Source organism: Acinetobacter sp. WC-743 (assembly GCF_000335555.1).
In the GTDB taxonomy this organism is placed as follows: domain Bacteria; phylum Pseudomonadota; class Gammaproteobacteria; order Pseudomonadales; family Moraxellaceae; genus Acinetobacter; species Acinetobacter bereziniae.
In genome coordinates this window covers 14,544-35,624 of sequence record NZ_AMFQ01000114.1, presented here as the reverse complement: position 1 = coordinate 35,624, position 21,081 = coordinate 14,544, and the positions used below count along the sequence as shown (strand labels likewise).

Sequence of the window (21,081 nt, the reverse complement as noted above, 5' to 3'; positions counted from 1 at the left end):
ACACCGTTACATATTATTTCGCATATTCTTCTGGTAAGCCTAAACGGAGAACCTTAGAAAAATTAGCACTATTTTGATATTTAAAATGTGCATATTCATCAGTTCTTGGATTCACATGGGCTTTTTCGTACCATTCATGCATAGACCACTGATGATTTAGAGCACCTAGATCGTACAAATAATTGGGTAAATATCCAGAAGCAATTAAACGATAGTCTGTTGGAAGTTTTTGAGCTGAAATAGCTTGAACCATATCAAAAACCAAAGTTGTGCAGTTGCTGGTTAGGGTGTTATACCATTTTGGATGCTTGGCTAAATCTGCAGATTTAGATAAGTATTCTTCAAATAATGCTTGGCTTTCAGCCTTTGGTAATCGAACAGGGAAAAAATAAACTTGTTCACCTCGGATATTGCTTCGTGTATAGACAATATCTTTTTCATCTGCGGCAATGAGGCTTAGCTCAAACTGTCTAAAGAAACCACCTATCGCAGAAAAACTTTCATTTTTTTCTTTACGAATTTCGATTGAGAAGACTAAAGGTCGTTGATTTGAAAAATTAAAACTCACTAAGGTATGCGCAATTTGTGGTCCCATCCAATATGAGGTGATGATATTTACACCTGTAATATCATCTAAATTATACGTTCGTGTTTCCCATCGCTCATCATATTGATCGGCTGTGCGCCAATCGAAATTTCGAACATTATGAATTGTGACCAGTTGACCTTGCTTTTCATAGCTAAAAATTCTGGAAACTTCAGGACTCCATTCACGGTCTTGTTTAGCGGGGATATTAAAATACCAAACCAAGCTCAGAAGAAATGCAACCAAATAAATCAAACTGTCAATTTTTCGAGTAAATAGATTCTTGGTGAAATAAATTCCAAGAATGCTCAGCGCAAAAATCGCCCATAGGATAATAATAAAATAGCTAAAGATTTGACCTAAAGGTTGTTGAATCCAAATGGCAAGACAAAACCAAATACTCGTCATGAGAACAAATAAGCTAAATAAGGAATGGATTAAACCCATTCCTAATCTGTGTAGCATTGGTTTCGTTTTTAAGCTATCCATAAGCAGCTATTTTTATTAATAAAGTTCAGTGCTATTTTCTATATGTTGCAAATTCAAAAGCAATAGCTGTTTTGTCGTCAACATGTGACTCGCTGGCGACTTTCTTAAATTCTTGAGGAATTTCTGGATAATGTGCATCACCTTGAACATCAAGATCAATATGAGTCAGTTCAAGTCGATCTGTAATATGAATCGTTTGCTTGAAAATTTCACCACCACCAATAATAAAGATGCTGGTTGGTTTTTCTGAAGCCAAAACATCAGGAATGGCTTGTTCCAAAGCAGATTCAATACTGTTGGCCGTTTTTACACCCTCAAACTGCCAATCTGAATCACGTGTAATGACCCAATTTACACGCTTTGGTAGTGCGCGTCCCATTGATTCAAGTGTTTTACGACCCATGACAACCACGCCACCTTGGGTAATTTCTTTGAAATGTTTTAGGTCTGCCGAGATATGCCAAGGAAGATCATTTGCTTTACCAATGCAGTGTTGTTGATCCATGGCAACCACATGAACAATTTCAAAATTTTTAAATGTCATACTCAATCCACTTCGTCATCCATTCCATGATTTTCCTCCTTGAAAGAGGGAGCAAAATCACAAATTGGATTATTAAAAATTACACAGCAACTGGAGCTTTAATTGCAGCATGGGATTCATAACCCACAATTTCAATATCTTCAAATTTGAAATCAAAAATATCTTGAATCGCAGGGTTAAGTTTAAGCTGACATAATGGCAAAGGTTCACGGGTCAATTGTAATTTTGCCTGTTCAAAATGGTTCACATATAAATGTGTATCACCACCAGTCCAAACAAAGTCTCCTACGCCTAGACCACAAACTTGTGCAATCATATGAGTCAGTAATGCATAACTGGCAATATTGAAAGGAACACCCAAGAAGACATCAGCACTACGTTGATACAGTTGGCAAGACAGTTTTCCATCTTGAACGAAGAACTGAAATAAAGTGTGACATGGCGGTAAAGCAACTTTGCCTGCTTCTTTTGGATTCCAACCTGATACAATTAAGCGACGCGAGTTTGGATTGGTCTTAATTTCATTAATTAACCAACTGATCTGATCAAAACCATCATTTTCAAATAAACCATTTTCTTTTTGAGTTGCCCCAAAATTACGCCATTGATGACCATAAACAGGACCAAGTTCACCTTCAGGACGACCAAAACGGGCAGTTTGTTCCGCAGTAGACCATTCATCCCAAATCGACACTTTATTGTCTTTTAGATATTGAACATTGGTGTCACCTTTTAAGAACCACAATAATTCAATCACGATTGAGCGGAAATGAACTTTTTTAGTGGTAAGTAAAGGGAAGCCCTTAGACAAGTCAAAACGCATTTGATGACCGAATACAGAACGAGTACCTGTACCTGTACGATCACCTTTGTCACCGCCATTGTCTAGGATATGTTGTAGAAGGTCTAAATACGCTTTCATAGAAGTTCCAATTTGGGAAGGGGGATGGTGCAAATGACAGATTATGTCGCACCATTACCCATTCGTAATACTTTCGAATAGTCTCAGAGTTTATACTAATCTGGCTTTGTTTTTAACAAAGAATATTTTTCTGTTTGTGACTTTAATCGAATATTTAGAGAATTTGAAAATGAGTATAAATTTGAATGAACTTCCAGCAGCTTTACAAGCGTATAAACAACAAATTTCGGCAACTAAAAAAGACAGCATCGAAATATCATTACTGCCTGCTGAGCATTTAGAAATTTGGCAGAGTAAAGTTGGCGGACATCCTTATTTACCTTTAGCGCAGCAATATCCGCAAAGCTCAGAAGGCGAAAATTTACAATTATTGGCGCAAATCAATTTTGCTGAATTACCAGAAAATAATATTTATCCCCAATCTGGGATTTTGCAATTTTTTATCAATCCACATGATGACTTATATGGAATGGATTTTGATGATCAGCAAAAGCAAGATGGTTTTAAAGTCATCTTTCATGACAGCGTTGAACATGATTCTGCAAATTTGCAAACAAATTTTCCAAGTTTTGATGGAGATGATATTTATAGCCCGATTGCAGGTCAAGCCGCGATTCAGTTTGAGAAATCTGAAAGTTATATCGATATGAATAACTTTGATTTTGCTGAAAAAGTGACAGACCCTTATGACCGAGATGATGAGGAGGAGTTCTGTGATGAATATACCGAAGTCATTTCAGCGAGTGGGCATCGTTTAGGTGGGTACCCATTTTTTACTCAAACTGATCCACGTGAATACAATGAGTCGATTCAAGACTATGTGCTATTACTGCAAATTGATACAGATGATGCAGGTGAAGTAGATATCATGTGGGGTGATTCGGGAGTAGGTAATTTCTTTATCCACCCCGACGATCTCGCCAAGAGAGATTTTTCTAAAGTTGTTTACAATTGGGATTGTTATTAAGTATTTTTTGGTGAGCGAACAAGCTGATGTTTTGCATCAGCTTTGAGATATATAGCGATGTTAATGATTTAGTTTTAGCACCAATAAAAAAACAAAAAAATGTGACCAAATTGACAGTTTAATATATTGATTAAATTAAGAAAAAGTTTTACCAATACGGCTAATAAAATTATTTGTGCTTATTTTTTGATCAAACAATCCTTGCCTGTTTTTAAGCTAATCTCAAAAGTTTCAGTAAGTTGAAAGCACACAAATGAGATTTATTAACACTTACATATTTTTTTACATGTTTTAAGTCTACATTTTAAGATTTGCTGATTAGTATTCATGGCTTGTGAAAAGTTGTTATTGGTTTAAACAAGGTGGTTTGAATCAATTCAAAAGGGCAGTTTGAGGACAGTACATGATTTACGACCACAATGTTAATATGAATGAATACGTGAATCCCACGGTTCATATTCAGATTCGATCGGAAAATCAAAATAATAATTTTCGACCAGAAGAATACCTAAAAAGCAAAGCCTTTGAAAATTTTAAAAATCAAACTGAAGCGTTCAAGAAAGAAAGTTTAATCGATATTGGTAAATTCACCGAAAAACTCGTTAGCATGTCACGAAGCACTACAGCACATCGTTGTGCAAGATATGTGCGGATTGCATTAGAGTCAGCAGGTGCCCGTTTTTCTGATCATCCTGTAGCAGCATCAGATTGGGGTTCAACCCTGACAGAAATTGGTTATAAACAAATCCGCCCAGATTTTGATAATCCGCAAGAAGGTGATATTTATATCATCAACAGTACAAGCCGTCATCGCTATGGGCATATCGCCGGCTTTACAGGTACACAATGGGTTTCTGATTTCAGACAACGTAGTTATGATGTTTATAAAGATCCCAATGTGACATATGAATATTATCGTCTTGAAGCTTAGTTGATTCGCCCACTTTTCTCAAAATACCCAATACAGAAGCAAGTTTGAAATCATTCCTCTGCTTTTTTATTGGGTATTTTTGATTTGATCAGGCTTATTCAAATCGTTTAGCACGATTTTGATAGATCGATACAATAAATAGACCCAATGCAGTAAAACCCACCGCTTGAATTGATATCCATAATTTATGTGATGGCGGCAATAAAAACAAAATCAGCAACAAAGCGAAAATTGGGAAAATAGAAAAAAGAATTTTAAATCCCTGAGCATATGGGTGTGTTGTGGAAAGTTTTAAGCGCAATTGGAACAAAATATGAATCAATACGCCCAATAATAAGCACACGACTGTGAAAATAGGGCTTAACTTTTCAATTGAAGCGCAATAATAAATGATTGCACAGGTCAAAACTGAGCTGATTAATTTAATTTCACGTGTACAACGTGAGGAATACCAAAAATCTAACATTATTTAGATACTTACTGTGGTGTATTTTTATTAAGTAACGACAACGGGGAAAAAATACATACTGCCAAAACCATAAAGCCGATGCCTTGTGCGCCTGGAATTAAAATTTCACCCTGATTCATATTTTTGAAAATCAAGACCAAGAGCAAAGCTAAGGGAATCCATGTTAATAAACGATAGAATAATCCAGTTGGATTTTTCGCAGCAAAATGAATTTTACAGTAACGACAGATCAAAAAAATAAGTCCTGTGCCAGCAAAAAGCAAAATATTATCGATAGTTAAAGGTTGATAGCAATATAATCCAATACTGACTATTGCGGATAAGATGAAGAAAATTAATTTCTTGGTGATTGAGACTTTAGGATCAAACCAAAATTCAAGCATAGTAATTTCATTAAAATTGGACCTTTCTAATTTAGCATAAAAAAGGTGAAGCATCGCTTCACCTTTTAAAACTTAAACAGAAATGCTTAAGTGTTTTTTTGTGTTCCCCAATCAAAGATTTTCTTTTGATATGCATACCAAATCATCCATAGACCTATAAGAATCATAGGGAATGAAAGGATTTGACCTTTGGTCATCCAACCAAACAAAATATAGCCCTGATCTGCATCTGGTTCGCGGAAAAATTCCATAAAGAAACGCGCACAACCATAACCCATTAAGAAGATTGCAGAAACTGCATAACGTGGACGAGGTTTGGCACTGTAGAACCAAAGAATAAGGAACAGCAATAAACCTTCACATAATGCTTGATAAATTTGTGAAGGATGGCGAACTAAATGCAATGGGTCAGTTGGAAAAATCATCCCTAAGGCAAAGTTAGGATCAGAGACTTGACGTCCATACAATTCACCACCAATAAAATTACCAATACGACCAAACATTAAGCCTGTTGGTACACAAGGTGCAATAAAATCAAGTGTTTCAAACCAAGTCTTTTTATACTTATGACACCATAACAGCATGGCAATCATTACCCCAAGGAATCCACCATGGAAACTCATACCGCCTGTCCAAACTTTAAAAAGCCAGATTGGGTCTGCTAAGAATTTATCAAACTCATAGAATAAGACATAGCCAATACGACCACCCAAGACGACACCAAGTGCACCATAGAATACTAGATCGGAAACCATTTCGGCATTCCAGTGATCGCGCTGTTTGGCACGGTAGTTGGCAAGTCCCCAGGCACATAAAAATGCCAAAAGGTACATGAGTCCATACCAATGAACTTTGACTGGACCCAGTGATATTGCAACCGGGTCAATATTCGGGTAGGTGAGCATTCCTAATCCTTGATTTTCTATTTTGCACAGATTTTAGCTGAAAGATATTAAAAATGTTGTACATTCAATGTGTAAACTTTATGGAATGTGCTTTATGTGTATTGTGGCGTTGGCTTGGCAGGTTTTAGATGACTTACCTGTATGTTTGATCTCCAATCGCGATGAATTCTATCATCGTCCGAGTACTCAATTACAACAGTGGTCAGAACACGGAATAATTGCAGGACAAGATTTACAGTCGGGTGGAACATGGATGGGCGTTACTCCACAGGGGCGATGGGCGATTGTGACCAATTATCGCGATGGAGCAGATAAACAGACTTATCCCACCACGCGCGGAGATTTGGTTCAAAATTTTTTAAAATCTGAGCAAACACCTATCCGTTTTGCCCAAGCACTTGAACAACGGCAGCGAGACTATGCGGGTTTTAATCTATTTGTAGGTGATCAAGATCAAGCTGTGTATATGAGTAATCGTGGTGAAGCCCCACAAGTTTTATCGCAAGGCGTATTTGTGGTTTCCAATGGATTGATGTCTGATGATTGGGAGAAAACTAAGCATTTGCGTAAACGATTTACCCAAGAATTTTTACCTATGCTACAAGTCACTTCTATTCTTGAATCAGATTTACAGCATGCAGTTTGGGATATTTTGCAGGATGAGCGCAAAGTTATTCCAGATTTACTTCCAAATACAGGGATCAATGCAGAGATGGAAGCGTTATTGTCTTCAACATTTATACAAAGTCCAGTCTATGGCACACGTTGTTCAAATTTTTTAAGAATTGGTCTCTCTGAGCTGGACTGGATTGAAAAAACGCAACAAGGTGAGCATTTGGGGGAACTGGTCGAAATCAAGTGTAATATTGAAAGATAAAAAGCCATGCAAAACTAAATCTGCATGGCTTTAAAAGCATAATACTTATTTAACCTGCAATCACACCACCATCTTTGCGTGTGATCACGACAGTTGCTGAACGTGGACGAGCAACTTTATTATTCGCATCCTTTTGTGATGCAGGCCAGTGACTTGAAGGTTTATCAAAGCTTGGTGAGTCTTCACCAGGATGTTGAACATTGATGAAAATCGCTTTGTAGTCCGGTGTCATGGTCACACCCGTAATTTCACATTGTTTCGGACCTGTAAGGAAACGACGCAGATTCTCATCGGTCACTTGCTTGCCAACAATGGTTTCTTGTCCCGCTGAGGTAATTGCTTTTGCACCATCACCGACTTTACCTGGCAATGCGGCAAGCATCATACAGTTGGTTGTATCTGTATAAGCACCATCATCGGTTTGAATCCAAAGAACACCACGAGGGTCAAACCACATGCCATCTGGTGAAGACAAATCATTATTATCATTCAACGCAGAAAGGTTAATGTTGCTCGCCATTTTTGCTTCAGCACCAAATAGATAAATATCCCAAGTGAAGCTTTCTGCTGTGGTTTTATTATCTTTCTCATGGAAGCGGATAATATGACCATTGACGTTGCCTTTACCGCCTTCAGGATCACTATAGTTTCTTGGGTTGGCGGCATCTAAAGCATGTGTTGTACCACGATTTGAGTTGTTCGTAAGCGTGACATAGACCTCACCATTTTCAGGATTTACTGCAACCCATTCTGGACGATCCATTTTAGTCGCTTTGACGGCATCACCAGCAAGTCGTGCAAATGTTGTGACATCCGCTTGAGATTTAAATGGATACACCGTATTGGTATCATTTAAACCATTTTTTCCATATGCCAACTCAATCCATTTACCCGTACCATCATTGTTGAACTGAGCTACATAAAGTTTGCCACTGTTCATATATTTATCACCAGCGCGATAACCGCCATTGACATCTTTGGCATCCCATTTGGCATCCGATACGAATTTATAAATGTATTCGCCACGTGAATCATCGCCCATATAGAAAGTCAAATTTTCACCTTCGATTAAACGACTGGCACGACAATCCTCATGCGCAAAACGACCTAATGATGTCCGTTTTACTGGGTTTGAACGACTATCAAATGGGTCAATTTCTACGATCCAACCAAAAGTATTGGCGCTATTACGATAATCTTTGTCAGCAGTCTCTGCGGTAATAGACGAATTCCAACGATCATATAAATCTTGACTTTCGATTGCACCAATTGCCGTTTCCCAGCCATAACGAGAACTTGCACCATCTTTTAAGCCATAGCGATTGAGTGCAATGATTTCTGAAGCAGTCCGCTTTGTATCATCCCCTTTGTTACGTACAAAATAACCAATGAAGTTTTCTTCTGTGGTGAGGTAGGTTCCCCATGGTGTATAACCATTACCACAGTTGTTATGCGTACCGCGTGTTTGCTTTGCCGACGGTGAATATTTGGTTTTAATTAAATCTGAACCTGCAACAATGCCCGCAAAATCCATCACTGTAGATGCGGTAATACGGCGATTGAATGGTGAACTTTTAACAATATCTACTTTTTGAGAAGTTGCATCTTTTTTTAATTCGATAATGGATACGCCGTGTGCGTTCATTTCACGAATAACTTCATCTTCTGGACGACGACCATTGACTCTTGTTGCACCTTTAGGATGTAAAAAAGTTTGGTTAATATATTCATGGTTCATTACCAGTAAACCACTATTTGATGCTTTTGCATCATATTTAGCTGTACTGGAATTTAAACCAAAATAGCTCATCCCATCATGACAATCCCCTGATCGTGCAGTGAAACTCACGCCTGAAGGAACGTTGTTGTCATCCCATTCAGCAAGGTTTTGTGTCAGTGGATCTCCGAGTGCATAAAGCACTGTAGCTTCGTAGCCTGCTGGAACAGTAACGATATCATTCAGATTTTTTGCAACAGGTGTAAAGCTGAGTTTTTCTGGTTTTTTTACCGAACTATCTGTATTTGAATGGTTGTCATCGTCATCATTACAACCTGTCAAGCTAGATGCTAAAGCTAATGCAGCTGCACCACTGGCTGTTTTGGTAATTAAACTACGACGAGAAATCCGTTGTTCTAAAATGTCACGGAAATGAATGTTATTCGAAGTATTGTTATCTAACTCTTGATCTTCATGATATGGCGTGAGGTCTGTCATAAGATTCCCTATGGCTTTAACTTTAGATGAAATGTGATTTTGATTCAGCTTAAAAACATAGCGAACTAATATGTAAACTCTCTTACTTTTATATTTAATATTGGTTAAATTTAATATTAATTTAAGAAGGTAATAGAACTGTCACAAAAAGATAAATGTTGAGTAATTTGTTGTTAATTTATACATTAAATTTATGATCTATATTTAATAGTGAGAATTTATTCGGTGTAAAATATTAATATTCACTGAGTTTTAATCAAATTATTTTAAATATTAAGAATAAAAATTAGGTGATATATCTTTTGATTGTTGAGGGGGAGATGGTCAGAGAAATTTTAAGAATAAAAAAATGGCTTTTAAAAGCCATTTGAGTGTTGAATATTTTCTTATTTTTATGATTTAGACATCTGCAGTTTTGCGCTTTTCGATCATTTTACCGAGTAACAAGCCGAGCTCAAATAACATCCACATTGGAATGGCTAACATAATCATTGATATTGCGTCTGGTGGAGTAATAAACATCGAGACAAAGAAGCAGCCGACCACAATAAAACGACGTTTTTCAGCCAATGTCTTCGTGGTTACGAAGCCAATAAGAATCAAAACTAAAGTAATAATTGGAATTTCAAAGGTTAGACCAAAGACCAAGAACAGCTTTAAGCAGAAACTTAGATAGCTATTAATATCCGTCATCGGTGCAACTGTTTCAGGAGAGACGCTGATGAAAAAGTGTAAAATTGAGGGTAAAGCAACGAAATAAGCAAATGCGATACCCGAATAAAACAGAATAATGCTGCCAAATAAGAGTGGAAATGCTAGATTCTTTTCTTTTTCGTACAGTGCTGGTTTAATAAATGCCCAAAGTTGATAAATAATAAAGGGCATAGCGAGCATCAGTGCAATAAAAAAATTCAACTTAAATGGTGCCATAAATGTTGCAGTGACATCCGTTGCAATCATGGTTGATGTTGCAGGCAATTGCTTTCTTAATGGTTCTGATAGAGCAATATAGGTTTTATTGGCAAATGGCAATAAACAAAAAAAGATCAGAATCAATGCACCCACAATTTTAAATAGATGCTTACGCAACACCATGAGATGTTGTGTAATCGGCATTGCATCTAAAGGGGGACGTTCTGTCGATGCGCTGTCTTGTACCTGAGGCGCGAGTGAATCCGTCATACGGCTACCTTAAGTTGTGGTGCTGAGACCATCTCGATGGGAACAATTTGTGGAGCTGGCATCATGCAACTTTGCTGATTTAACCCATGATTTAACATATAAATAGAAGGAACCTGAGTATCTAGTTTATGGTAATGGTATGTTGCTAAAAGATTTTTTTGACCTAGCTGTTCAGCATGGGTTTCTTGTTCTATCGCGATTTTTTGTTGTTGTAGCTCTTGCATCTGAGCTTGCATTTTTTGTTCAAGTTCTTGAATCTTCTGCATCTCTTGCTGCATCTGCTCTCTAAACTCAGAAAGACGTAACTCACGATCGATATCATTTTGGACACTTGTGATCGCCCGTTTAAATTTACTGTACCATTTGGCAGCAAAACGAGCAGCTTCAGGAAGCTTATCGGGTCCCAATACCAAAAGCGCAATGATCCCGAAAACTAACAGTTCTGAAAATCCAACATCTAACATGATCTACGCCTCACCGATTAGTGTTTTACAGTAGAGTTCACATCAGTATTGGTCGTTTGATGCTCTAATGTACGAGTTTCAGTGATTGAAGCTTGGGTCGCTTCTTCATCTTTGATTGATTTCTTAAAATCTTTTACTGCACCGCCAACGTCTTTACCTAAATTCTTCAGTTTCGATGTACCAAATAGTAAAATCACCACGATTGCAAAAATAAGTACGTGCCAAATCGATAATCCAGCCATAGCTTTAACTCCTATTTTATTTAGAGCTATAACAACAGTTATCCGTGACAGAAAAGTGACATTAATATTTCAATTTAAAGACAGAAAATATTTTTGAAATATTTTGCGATGTTAAACACTATCGATTTTGGAAAGTGCTAGTATGATCATGATTTGAGAATAAGGGGTATATTGTGGCTTTGTTATTTCCAGTTCTGTCATTTATTTGTGGGTTAATACTGGCGAATAGCAAATTTTCAATGAATTTAAAGACGATGATGTCTTTATTGCTGGCACGTGTCTTTATCCCGATTGTCATCATCTACAATATGGTTTTTTATAAATCGGGCAGTATTGCTTTAATTCTATTTGCCTTTTTCTCATGCTTTATCCTTTTCTTTGTTTACTTAAAACGCTCGAAAGATCGTTTGGCATCCCTATGTTTTAGTTATACCAATATGGCATGGTTAGGCTTTCCAATCGCTTTAGCAATTTTTGGTGCTGAGCATAGTATGGCCATGATTCCGCTTTATATCGGTGTTTCGATTTTTGGCAACTCATGGGCTGTGACCTCTGTAAGCTCAGCGCCTCAATCTAAAGTATTACTGTTTAAAAAAGTGCTTCAATCACCGCCCGTGATTGCTTTAATCATTGCAGGACTTTTACGTTGTTTTGAGGTGCAACACTTTCAAACCCAGCAATGGGTAGATTGGATATATAACGCCTCTAAGTGGAGTATGAGCTTTACGGGGATGTGTGTATTGGGGATGTGGTTAAGAAAAACCAAAGTGCATGTGGACGACTTATTGATCAGTACTCGACTGGCAATACTGAAACTGTTTTGTGGGATGATCTTATGTAGCTTGGCGTATTTCTTTTTACCAGTTCCGCAGATTCATGACTATATCGGTGTGATGTTCTTACTATTTTGTTTACCTCCAGCCGCCAATATTGTGGCTTTAGAAACGCACTATCAAGGAACGGGTATTTCAGCAAAGTATATTGCTTCAGGAACAATAGTCAGTTGTGTGATATGTGTCTTATATGGTGTGTTGATTCATTTTTTATCATTCTAATTCTTTATTTTTGTTAATTTGGAAGGCTTTGAAAAGCCTCATGATTTCTTTGTGCATCTATAAATTTTATTCCTCCCTCATTTTAAAGTAGGGGAGGAATTTTCAAAGGTAATTTTTATTTCAAACTGGCTTTAAATAATTGCATCGCTTGACCACGATGACTTATTTTATTTTTGTCTTGTTTGCTCATTTCTGCACTAGAAATCCCCAACTCTGGTAACCAGAACAGTGGATCATAACCAAAACCATTTTCACCACGGGCTTGTTCTAGCACCTCACCTTGCCAGATACCTTGGAAAATCTGTGGTAAAGGATCATCCGCATGCTCAACTAATGCTAATACGCAGACAAACATGGCTTCGATCACCTGATTCTCTTTTCGCAACGGCTTGAGGTTTTCAAGTAGTTTTGCATTATTTGCTGCATCATCGCCGTGTTCACCTGCATAACGTGCTGAGTAAATTCCTGGCGCACCACCTAATACAGGAACACAAATCCCAGAATCATCTGCAATTGCGGGTTTACCTGAAATACGGCTTGCATGACGCGCTTTGATAATTGCATTTTCAATAAAGCTTAAGCCATCTTCAATCGCATCTTCGATATTCAACTGACCTTGAGGAATCACGTCAACAGGTAAAGCCAATTCAGCAAACAGTTTTTCAAACTCAGCAATTTTGCCTTTATTATTACTGGCAAGTACCAGAGTTCCTTGGGATAACCAATCTTTAGATGACATGATCCAAACTCAGAAAGTTAAAATGATGCTATTTTAACTGAATCTGTGAATTAAAATGTGGCTAAATTTGATGATTAGCGCTGTTTTGCGCGAGGAGGGATGTAATGGTCTAGCGCTTGCTTAAGCTCAACGATGTCATCATTACGCATCAGCCCTGAGCTCAGATTGAGTTTTTGGATACTTTGGTCTTTCATGATCAAGCGTAAATAATAATGACGATCCAAGAATGTTTTTTTGAGTTCTATTTGAGCAATATCCTGCAACAAAACTTCTTTCTTAATGACACCTCTGCCTTTGAATTCGATGGTTCGGATTTTATCCTGAGTCAAAACCAGAATAGGGGATTGATTTTTAAATAGTAAAACTGCTTTTCGACTCAAGAAATATGAAAAACTTGCCAATAATGCAATGACAAAAATTAAATAAAGACTTTTAACACCATTCTTAAATTCAAACAGTTCAATAATGAGGAGTAGGGTAGCGTACCAAAATGGGCAGGCAAAAATACCAGTAAAAATTGCCAGTGGAAGCATTTGACGATGAGAAGCATAATATTTTTTCTTATTCATATTTTTCCATGTATAGAAGAATCTGACTCAGCGGACAAATGCAAAAGCGTACCTTGATGAAAAATCATTTGCCATACTTGCTGATCATTCATTACCCAGATCGAAGCACGTAAAGCTGAATTGTATTTTACTTGAGTATTGGTATCGACTTGATAGCTGAGGTAAGTCAACAAAGCACTATGAGCAGAGATTTGCTGTAGTTCGAAGTCTTGTGCATGAATCATATCTGTGTCCAGATCATTTAAAAGTGCTTCAAGCATTTGGCTTTTTTTTATGATCCGACCTGATTTAGTGATTTCTTTGAAATCGGGGTGCAAGCGCTGATCCAATATTTTATGGTTCCGTCGCTCAGAATGATGTAATTGGCATTCAAATTGGATTAATTGAGCGAGCGTTTCTTGCATTATGTTGAACTCCTATTGAAATATTTAAAAGTCTGACAATCAGTGCTGATTGAAATGAGCCTTGTTATGCACGAAGTGTTATCCACTTAAACTAGTTTTTTAATTCTTGTTTGAGCTTATGTTCCAATTCAGCATAGTTTTCTATAAACCAGCATGCCTTTCCATGATTTGATTCATAAACAAAATCTGTGAGTGCCTTACTGTTACGGGTATATTTTTCAATATTTCCTACAAAGGCTAAACGGATTTTATAATAGACAAATTTTTGGATGAATTCGCCTGCAATTCTATTTTCCAATTGAAAAAAGCACTTTTCTAAAGATGTTACAGGCAATGCAATCAGCTCTATATTTTCAGCAAATGCCAAACTCAACAGGTCATTGATATTGTGCAATGAATACGTTGTAGCCTCATTTTGAGGAATAATTAAAATTCGTGTGTTATGAAAAAGTTGAACCATATGTGTCATTTGTAACTACTCGTTGTTGCATAAAAAAAGCACCCGAAGGTGCTTTAAAATATTTTCAAGCTTATTGAGCTTGAATCCATTGATCTGCACGTTGTGTTGCTGTACGAATTTGATCTTGAGTTAAGTTCGCAGCCAAAGCCGTTTTTTTACTTTGAGACATATTGATCACTTTATTGTCTAACATGCCATCGCGTGTAGAAAGTTCATACCATTGGTACGCACCCATATAGTTTTTCTTTTGCTCTTCCATGACTGCAAGGTTAAAGCTCGCACGGTTGTCGCCGTGGCTTGCTGCCTTTTCAAAGTATTGACGTGCAAATGTTTCATTTTTAGCAACACCTAAACCGTCAGCATACATACGACCTACATTTAACTGAGCCGCAGAAATACCTTGGTCAGCTGCCGCTTTAAACCATGTAAATGCTTGTTTAAGATCTTTAGATACACCACCAGTACCGGCTTGGAAATGTGTTGCTAAATAAAATTGTGCTGCTGGTTGTCCAGCTTTCGCTGCTTTTTGTAAATCTGAAACATTCATATGTGCATACTGAGCTGCCATCGCTGAAACAGATTGTTGTTGCTGCGGTACATAGTCCGCATGGGCTTGAATACTGAGCAGCCCAAAAAATAATGTACTGCCTAATAATAATTTCTTCATAGAGCGCTCACTCGATAAATAGCGACTTCGCCGAACAAATTTGGGACAGCTTTACTTAAAAAGCTCCCTTGTTGGTTCCCATTTACAGCGAGTCGATCAATAATTTGAATCTGATTTTCAGCACATAAGGCTTCAAAATCGCGAAAAGTGCATAAGTGGATATTAGGTGTATTGTACCACATATACGGTAAGGCATCAGAAACAGGCATCTTTCCTTTCAGCGCAAGGAATGAACGTGTCTTCCAATACGCAAAATTAGGAAACGTAATAATTGCTTGTTTCCCCACACGCACCATATCGCGCAGAAGCACATCAGGTGCATCTACAGCTTGCAAAGCTTGTGCCATTACGACGTAGTCAAAAGACTGGTCAGCAAAGCGTCCCAAACCGAGGTTTAAGTCTTGTTGTATAATATTTAACCCTTTGCTGACCGCAATTGCAATCTTTTCTTGATCAATTTCTAATCCATAAGCATGAATTTGCTGTTTTTTGCTCATTTGTGACAATAATTCACCATCGCCACAACCTAAATCGAGCACACTTGCACCAGGATTGATCCATTTTTCAGCCAATTGTTGGTCAATACGCATTACAAAGCCTCCTTAGGTGTTGAATTGAGGTGTTCAGTACCACCTAAAAATGCACGTAAGGATTTGACGTACAATGGGATTGGGAACAGAAAAGAATCATGCCCCTGTTCAGCATCAATATCTAAGTAGCTCACTGGTTTTTGATTGGTAATCAAGGCATTGACGATTTCTTGAGAGCGTTCTGGGCTAAAACGCCAATCCGTGGTAAATGACACCACTAAAAAGCGACATTTGGTATTGGACAAAGCTTTGGTTAAAGATTGTTGGTACTCACGTGAAGGATCAAAATAATCCAAGGCTTTGGTCATGATCAAATAAGTATTGGCATCAAAGTTACGACTGAATTGTTCACCCTGATAACGTAAATAGCTTTCGACTTGGAACTCTACATCAAAACCATACATAAATTTGCCAGATTTTAAATCACGACCAAATTTCTGTTTCATGGCTTCTTCTGAAAGATAGGTAATGTGTCCAACCATACGCGCCAAAATTAAGCCACGCTTTGGGTAACTATCTAATTCCAGATAACGACCATTGTGAAAATCAGGATCAGACAAAATAGACTGACGAGCGACTTCGTTAAATGCAATGTTTTGTGCTGAAAGTTTAGGTGCACTGGCAATAATGACGCATTTCTGTAAACGGTCAGGATAATCAACAGACCATTGTAAAGCTTGCATGCCACCCAATGAGCCACCAATAATTGAATACCAAACTTGGATTCCTAAACGATCAGAGAGAAGTGCTTGAGTTTTTACCCAGTCACGCACAGTCACTAAAGGAAAGTCAGGACCATATGGGCGATTTTCATTTTCAGGGTTAGGTGATGTCGGTCCTGTTGAACCACTACAACCACCAATATTATTTAAGGCGACCACAAAGAATTTTGAGGTATCAATGGCTTTTCCAGGTCCAATACATGCATCCCACCAGCCAGCTTTTTTATCGTCATCATGATGGTAACCAGCAGCATGATGATGTCCTGAAAGTGCATGACAAATGAGAATCGCATTTGATTTGTCAGCATTCAACTCACCATACGTTTCCACCATGATTTCATAGCGTGGCAGCACTCGACCACATTCAAGTTCTAAAGGTTCTTCGAATTCAAACTTTTGTGGAGTCACAAGCCCCACTGAATCAGCTGGAAAAGACACTGGAAATATTCACCTTAATATTTTAGGTAGCAGAATAAATTGATGTTACTCACAACGACATCATCATTATTGCGAATAAACGAATGATACGAAAGTCATTTTTCAACTGCACATGACTTTAGTCTAGGTTTAACCACTAGGTTTTAATGCCTTAAATGATGATCATTCAGCCAATACTTTAATTTTGCTCAAATTTTATTGCACAATTAATGACAATATCAAAAAACATATATTGTGAATAGTTGCTGATCGATATTGAGTTGATCCAAATCGCATTTAGATCAAATGAATGGTCAAAGCACTTTTAACTTATCCCTGCGTCATGATGTGTAATATCAATCAATATCAATAGATAAAAGAAAGGATACCACTCAGGGGTATCCCTTCTAAAGTCATTTAATTGATATAGCTTATACAGCAGCTGCGATCACTTGATCTGTGCTGAGTACCCCTTGATCAATTAAACGATTGGTCGCTGCAATTATTGCCTCAATAGATGAGGTCACAATGTTGTCATGTACACCAGCACCAAATGCTGACTTACCTGTGCCTTGAACTTGAAGTTCAATTAATGCCAAGGCTTTGGCATGTGCACCAGAGCTGATACTACGTTCTTCATAGTTCAAGACATCAATTGGTAATTGAAGTGCATTTAAAATCGCTGAAATTGGACCATTGCCTTCACCACGTAAACGCTGACTTTCTCCATTCACGACTACCTCAAGCTCAATGACCTGATTGCCATTTTCGTCTGAAAGTCTGTAGTTTTTCGCTGAATAATGAGCATCTTTTGCAGAAACATAAGTGTCTTTAAACAAAGTCCAGATTTGCTGCGCTGAAACTTCGACACCTTCTTCATCGGCAACTTGCTGAACAATTTGCGAGAATTCAATTTGCAAGCGACGTGGTAATACAACGTTGTAGTTTGATTCTAATAAGTATGCAATACCACCTTTACCTGACTGTGAGTTGACTCGGATAACCGCATCATAATCACGACCTAAGTCTTTAGGGTCGATTGGTAAATAAGGCATATCCCAAATTTCTTCGTCTTTTTGGAACTCAAAGCCTTTTTTAATTGCATCTTGGTGTGAGCCAGAGAATGCAGTAAAGACTAAATCGCCTGCATATGGGTGTCGTGGATGGACTGGTAAACCTGTACATTCTTCAATAGTGGCGATAATTTCATTAATATTAGAAAAATCTAATTCGCAAGCCACGCCTTGGGTATACATATTCAAGGCAATTGCAGCCACGTCAACATTACCTGTACGTTCGCCGTTTCCAAATACACAACCTTCAACACGATCAGCACCTGCCATGATTGCCAACTCAGATGCAGCAATACCACATCCACGGTCATTGTGGCAGTGTACAGAAATGATCACTCCATCACGACGGGCTAAATTACGATGCATCCATTCAATTTGATCTGCGTAGACATGAGGACCAGATACTTCCACAGTCGCAGGCAAGTTTAAAATAACTTTATTATCCGGAGTTGCTTCCCAAATTTCGGTTACGGCATCACAGACATCTTTTGCGACTTCTAATTCAGTCGCAGTAAAGCATTCTGGGCTGTATTGAAAAATGAATTCGGTTTCAGGCTGCTTTGCAGCATATTCTTTAACTTTGGTTGCAGCATTGATTGCCAATTGTTTGGCACCATTCACATCGACATTCAACACTTTCTTACGGAAGGTTGGCGAGTTTGCGTTATAGATATGAACAATAGCACGTTTAGCGCCTTGCAATGATTCAAAGGTACGTGCAATCAAGTGATCACGAGCTTGTACTAAAACTTCGATATAGACGTCATCTGGAATATGACCTTCCTCAATCAATTTGCGTGTGAAATCAAAATCAATCTGAGATGCTGAAGGAAAACCAATTTCAATATGTTTAAAGCCAATTTTGACCAACATTTGGAACATTTTGAATTTCTGTTCAATGTTCATCGGTTCAAAAATTGCTTGGTTACCATCACGGAGGTCGGTACTCATCCAAATAGGCGCTTTATTGATTTCGTTGTTTGGCCACTGACGGTCAGGCAAGTCTACACGCTGGTACATGCGACGGTATTTTTTACTTGGATCAGCCAACATCATGAGGGAACTCCTTGTGTAGTTGTCGTTGCTCGCTTCTTGGGTAAAGGCAACTTACTACCGATATAGATTGTGTCTATCTGTTCAATTTACAAGTATTTTTATGGTGAAAATACTTGTAAATTTCAAAAAATTATACGTGGATATCACGATATAAATTTAAACACTGAAGACTTGCAAATGGTTTAACTTGAGATTAATTCTAAAACAGTTGTCTTGGAAATAATTTCCTTAATTTGCATAAAAAATATCAGTTGAGAGAAAAAATTCCTTTGAATGGCTTAATCTTGAAAAATATATTCTTGATTGATTTCATTTATGCGAGCTGTTCCCATTAATGCCATGGTAATTTCAAATTCTTCCTTTAAAATTTTAAGCACATGTGCAACCCCTAAAGCACCTGCAACAGATAATCCGTAGATTGCTGGTCGCCCGATCAGCACCGCATTTGCACCTAAAGCCAACGCTTTAAAAACATCGGTACCACGACGAATCCCCCCATCTAAAAGTAGGGGAAAGTCATTCGGTACGACCTTACGAATTCGTTTCAGTGCTTTGAGTGGTGAAATGGCACTATCGAGCACACGTCCACCATGATTGGAGACGATCAGTCCTTTTACACCAGTTTCGACAGCTTTTTGGGCATCAAGCGGATGTAAAACCCCTTTTAAAATCACAGGTAAAGAAGTTTGAGCAATCATAAACTCAATATCCGCCCATGTCGGTGCAATTTGCATTAAGCCCTGAAAAACTGGATGTTGATCTGCTGAGATTTCGGGCAGAGGAATATGTGTAGGTGTGTGTGGATGTTGCATTCCTTCGGGCAATTGAAAATTCACACGACGTTCACGATCACGAATACCTGTATGTGGTGAGTCCACAGTGATCACAATTGCTTTAAAGTTTTGTTGTTCTGCTAAACGCACCAAAGCCAACGATTTTTCACGATCTCCTTGCCAATACAGTTGAAACCACTTCAATGGATTTTCCTTCTTGATCAAACGCATATCGGTGTTGGTGAATGTGCTCAGTAGCATATTACTTCCGAGGACCTCAGCAGCTAGGGCTGTTGCTGCCTCACCGTCTGGATGAAACAATTGCTGATGTCCAATGGGTGCAAGAAATATCGGATGAGGGAATACTTCGCCTAAAATTTTACATTGCGTTGAACCTTGGGTGAGGTCATTCAGTAATCTGGGGATGAGTTGAATTTTTTTAAATTGTTCTAAGTTGTCACTGACACTTTGTTCATCCATCGCCCCACCTTGAAGGTAGTGCCAAGTATTTTCAGCTAAATGCTGTTCAGCCTGCTTTTCATAATCAGCAATAGTCTGTAAATGGGGGGGAATTTGTGTGAGAGGTTTTAGGATTTTTTTATTCATGGATGATTTCTCATTTATCCAAATTTACACAAAAGGGTTGATCAATTACTGTATAAATAACCTGTGAATTAAATTTATAAATCACTCCATTCGCGCAATAGATTGTGATAAATCCCAGTTAGACTAATTACTTGCTCATGTGTTGCAGAAAGTTCTATTGTCAATTTTTGAATATTTTGATCAAGATCAAACAACATTCGCCGTTGAGCATCCGAAGAAACAAAACTTTGTACCCAGAAGAAAGAGGCAATGCGAGCGCCTTCAGTGACAGGATTAACACGATGCAAGCTGGTGGCAGGGTAAACAATCGCATCGCCTGCGGGGAGTTTTACTTCTTGTGTTCCGAACGTATCTTCAATAACCAGTTCTCCACCTTCATATTCATCAAGATTGGTCAGAAAAACAGTACAAGATACATCGGTTCTTAGATACTGATTTAACTGAGGATGGTGACGAATCGCATTATCGACATGCATGCCAAAGTTTCCACCGTGTTGATAGCAATTGAACAGGGGGGGCAAAAAAGTTTTTGGAAGGGCAGCACTAAAAAAAAGAGGATTTGAATTCGCTGCATGTTGAATGATTTGACCAAGCTCAACAGCTTCGTTGCAGTCCTGTGCAAGCTGTAAATTATTTTTTAAATGTGCGGATTGATAGCCTGTAGTGACTTTTCCATCAATCCATTCCGCTTGAGAAAGTGTTTGACGACAATGATTTAATTCATCCATATTGAGTAAATTTGGAATGTGTAAAATCATGATTTTCTTCCCCAAA

General features: G+C 38.0%; 24 protein-coding genes. 4 read left to right on the top strand and 20 right to left on the bottom strand.

Annotated features, from left to right (window positions below; translation table 11 throughout):
- Positions 1–13 precede the first annotated feature (13 nt).
- The 3 genes from ACINWC743_RS17640 to thyA form a co-directional block, all read right to left on the bottom strand.
- Positions 14–1,075 carry a DUF4105 domain-containing protein gene (locus ACINWC743_RS17640; RefSeq protein ID WP_035301374.1) on the bottom strand — a complete coding sequence of 354 codons (1,062 nt, stop codon included), beginning with the start codon at positions 1,073–1,075 and terminating at the stop codon, positions 14–16.
- Between the two features lie 31 nt (positions 1,076–1,106).
- The gene (locus ACINWC743_RS17635) at positions 1,107–1,619 is read right to left on the bottom strand and encodes a dihydrofolate reductase (RefSeq protein ID WP_009586372.1); all 513 of its coding nucleotides are present in this window, start codon (positions 1,617–1,619) and stop codon (positions 1,107–1,109) included.
- 79 nt (positions 1,620–1,698) lie between these two features.
- Complete coding sequence (thyA, locus tag ACINWC743_RS17630) at positions 1,699–2,541, bottom strand: thymidylate synthase (RefSeq protein ID WP_005033776.1); 843 nt, start codon at positions 2,539–2,541, stop codon at positions 1,699–1,701.
- 169 nt (positions 2,542–2,710) lie between these two features.
- On the opposite strand from thyA, the gene ACINWC743_RS17625 reads away from it, so the two are divergent.
- Complete coding sequence (locus ACINWC743_RS17625) at positions 2,711–3,508, top strand: YwqG family protein (RefSeq protein WP_035301372.1); 798 nt, start codon at positions 2,711–2,713, stop codon at positions 3,506–3,508.
- Between the two features lie 403 nt (positions 3,509–3,911).
- The gene (locus ACINWC743_RS17620) at positions 3,912–4,439 is read left to right on the top strand and encodes a hypothetical protein (protein ID WP_004830202.1); all 528 of its coding nucleotides are present in this window, start codon (positions 3,912–3,914) and stop codon (positions 4,437–4,439) included.
- Positions 4,440–4,533: 94 nt separating this feature from the next.
- Here ACINWC743_RS17620 and ACINWC743_RS17615 read toward each other — a convergent pair whose 3' ends face one another.
- The 3 genes from ACINWC743_RS17615 to lgt form a co-directional block, all read right to left on the bottom strand.
- On the bottom strand, positions 4,534–4,905 hold the full coding sequence (locus tag ACINWC743_RS17615) for a hypothetical protein (RefSeq protein WP_009586378.1): 372 nt from the start codon (positions 4,903–4,905) through the stop codon (positions 4,534–4,536).
- A gap of 11 nt (positions 4,906–4,916) precedes the next feature.
- Complete coding sequence (locus ACINWC743_RS17610) at positions 4,917–5,291, bottom strand: hypothetical protein (RefSeq protein WP_009586373.1); 375 nt, start codon at positions 5,289–5,291, stop codon at positions 4,917–4,919.
- Between the two features lie 86 nt (positions 5,292–5,377).
- Positions 5,378–6,196, bottom strand: a complete 819-nt coding sequence (gene lgt / locus ACINWC743_RS17605; RefSeq protein WP_009586400.1) for a prolipoprotein diacylglyceryl transferase — start codon at positions 6,194–6,196, stop codon at positions 5,378–5,380.
- A 94-nt stretch (positions 6,197–6,290) separates the two neighbouring features.
- Between lgt and ACINWC743_RS17600 the strand changes: the two genes are divergently transcribed.
- Complete coding sequence (locus tag ACINWC743_RS17600) at positions 6,291–7,073, top strand: NRDE family protein (RefSeq protein WP_009586376.1); 783 nt, start codon at positions 6,291–6,293, stop codon at positions 7,071–7,073.
- 49 nt (positions 7,074–7,122) lie between these two features.
- Here ACINWC743_RS17600 and ACINWC743_RS17595 read toward each other — a convergent pair whose 3' ends face one another.
- The 4 genes from ACINWC743_RS17595 to tatA all read right to left on the bottom strand — a co-directional run bounded on the left by ACINWC743_RS17595 (position 7,123) and on the right by tatA (position 11,176).
- Positions 7,123–9,288 carry a PhoX family protein gene (locus ACINWC743_RS17595; RefSeq protein WP_009586374.1) on the bottom strand — a complete coding sequence of 722 codons (2,166 nt, stop codon included), beginning with the start codon at positions 9,286–9,288 and terminating at the stop codon, positions 7,123–7,125.
- Between the two features lie 399 nt (positions 9,289–9,687).
- The gene (gene tatC / locus ACINWC743_RS17590; RefSeq protein ID WP_004830193.1) at positions 9,688–10,470 is read right to left on the bottom strand and encodes a twin-arginine translocase subunit TatC; all 783 of its coding nucleotides are present in this window, start codon (positions 10,468–10,470) and stop codon (positions 9,688–9,690) included.
- Entirely contained in the window at positions 10,467–10,934 is a 468-nt protein-coding gene (gene tatB / locus ACINWC743_RS17585) for a Sec-independent protein translocase protein TatB (protein ID WP_009586383.1), read from the bottom strand. The genes tatC and tatB overlap by 4 nt, the downstream gene beginning before the upstream one ends.
- 17 nt (positions 10,935–10,951) lie before the next feature.
- Positions 10,952–11,176, bottom strand: coding sequence for a Sec-independent protein translocase subunit TatA (tatA, locus tag ACINWC743_RS17580; RefSeq protein WP_004830191.1), 225 nt, complete (start codon positions 11,174–11,176; stop codon positions 10,952–10,954).
- A gap of 173 nt (positions 11,177–11,349) precedes the next feature.
- Between tatA and ACINWC743_RS17575 the strand changes: the two genes are divergently transcribed.
- Positions 11,350–12,231, top strand: a complete 882-nt coding sequence (locus ACINWC743_RS17575) for a permease (protein ID WP_035301371.1) — start codon at positions 11,350–11,352, stop codon at positions 12,229–12,231.
- 115 nt (positions 12,232–12,346) lie between these two features.
- Here the strand turns inward: ACINWC743_RS17575 and rdgB are convergent, their stop codons facing one another.
- From rdgB to ACINWC743_RS17525, 10 genes are all read right to left on the bottom strand, one after another.
- Complete coding sequence (rdgB, locus tag ACINWC743_RS17570; protein WP_009586398.1) at positions 12,347–12,970, bottom strand: RdgB/HAM1 family non-canonical purine NTP pyrophosphatase; 624 nt, start codon at positions 12,968–12,970, stop codon at positions 12,347–12,349.
- Between the two features lie 74 nt (positions 12,971–13,044).
- Complete coding sequence (locus ACINWC743_RS17565) at positions 13,045–13,539, bottom strand: hypothetical protein (RefSeq protein ID WP_009586397.1); 495 nt, start codon at positions 13,537–13,539, stop codon at positions 13,045–13,047.
- Entirely contained in the window at positions 13,536–13,943 is a 408-nt protein-coding gene (locus tag ACINWC743_RS17560) for a DUF4440 domain-containing protein (protein ID WP_009586399.1), read from the bottom strand. The genes ACINWC743_RS17565 and ACINWC743_RS17560 overlap by 4 nt, the downstream gene beginning before the upstream one ends.
- Before the next feature lie 91 nt (positions 13,944–14,034).
- The gene (locus ACINWC743_RS17555; protein WP_035301370.1) at positions 14,035–14,412 is read right to left on the bottom strand and encodes a DUF4180 domain-containing protein; all 378 of its coding nucleotides are present in this window, start codon (positions 14,410–14,412) and stop codon (positions 14,035–14,037) included.
- Positions 14,413–14,473: 61 nt separating this feature from the next.
- Positions 14,474–15,070, bottom strand: a complete 597-nt coding sequence (locus ACINWC743_RS17550; RefSeq protein ID WP_009586388.1) for a tetratricopeptide repeat protein — start codon at positions 15,068–15,070, stop codon at positions 14,474–14,476.
- Positions 15,067–15,660 (bottom strand): methionine biosynthesis protein MetW, encoded by a 594-nt coding sequence (gene metW / locus ACINWC743_RS17545; RefSeq protein ID WP_004830182.1) that lies wholly within the window; start codon positions 15,658–15,660, stop codon positions 15,067–15,069. The genes ACINWC743_RS17550 and metW overlap by 4 nt, the downstream gene beginning before the upstream one ends.
- Positions 15,660–16,820 carry a homoserine O-succinyltransferase MetX gene (metX, locus tag ACINWC743_RS17540; protein ID WP_009586392.1) on the bottom strand — a complete coding sequence of 387 codons (1,161 nt, stop codon included), beginning with the start codon at positions 16,818–16,820 and terminating at the stop codon, positions 15,660–15,662. The genes metW and metX overlap by 1 nt, the downstream gene beginning before the upstream one ends.
- Positions 16,821–17,230: 410 nt before the next feature.
- Positions 17,231–18,928 carry a 2-isopropylmalate synthase gene (leuA, locus tag ACINWC743_RS17535; RefSeq protein ID WP_009586386.1) on the bottom strand — a complete coding sequence of 566 codons (1,698 nt, stop codon included), beginning with the start codon at positions 18,926–18,928 and terminating at the stop codon, positions 17,231–17,233.
- A gap of 278 nt (positions 18,929–19,206) precedes the next feature.
- Complete coding sequence (locus tag ACINWC743_RS17530) at positions 19,207–20,307, bottom strand: alpha-hydroxy acid oxidase (RefSeq protein WP_009586395.1); 1,101 nt, start codon at positions 20,305–20,307, stop codon at positions 19,207–19,209.
- 74 nt (positions 20,308–20,381) lie between these two features.
- Positions 20,382–21,065 carry a Fe2+-dependent dioxygenase gene (locus ACINWC743_RS17525; RefSeq protein WP_009586385.1) on the bottom strand — a complete coding sequence of 228 codons (684 nt, stop codon included), beginning with the start codon at positions 21,063–21,065 and terminating at the stop codon, positions 20,382–20,384.
- Positions 21,066–21,081: the final 16 nt, after the last annotated feature.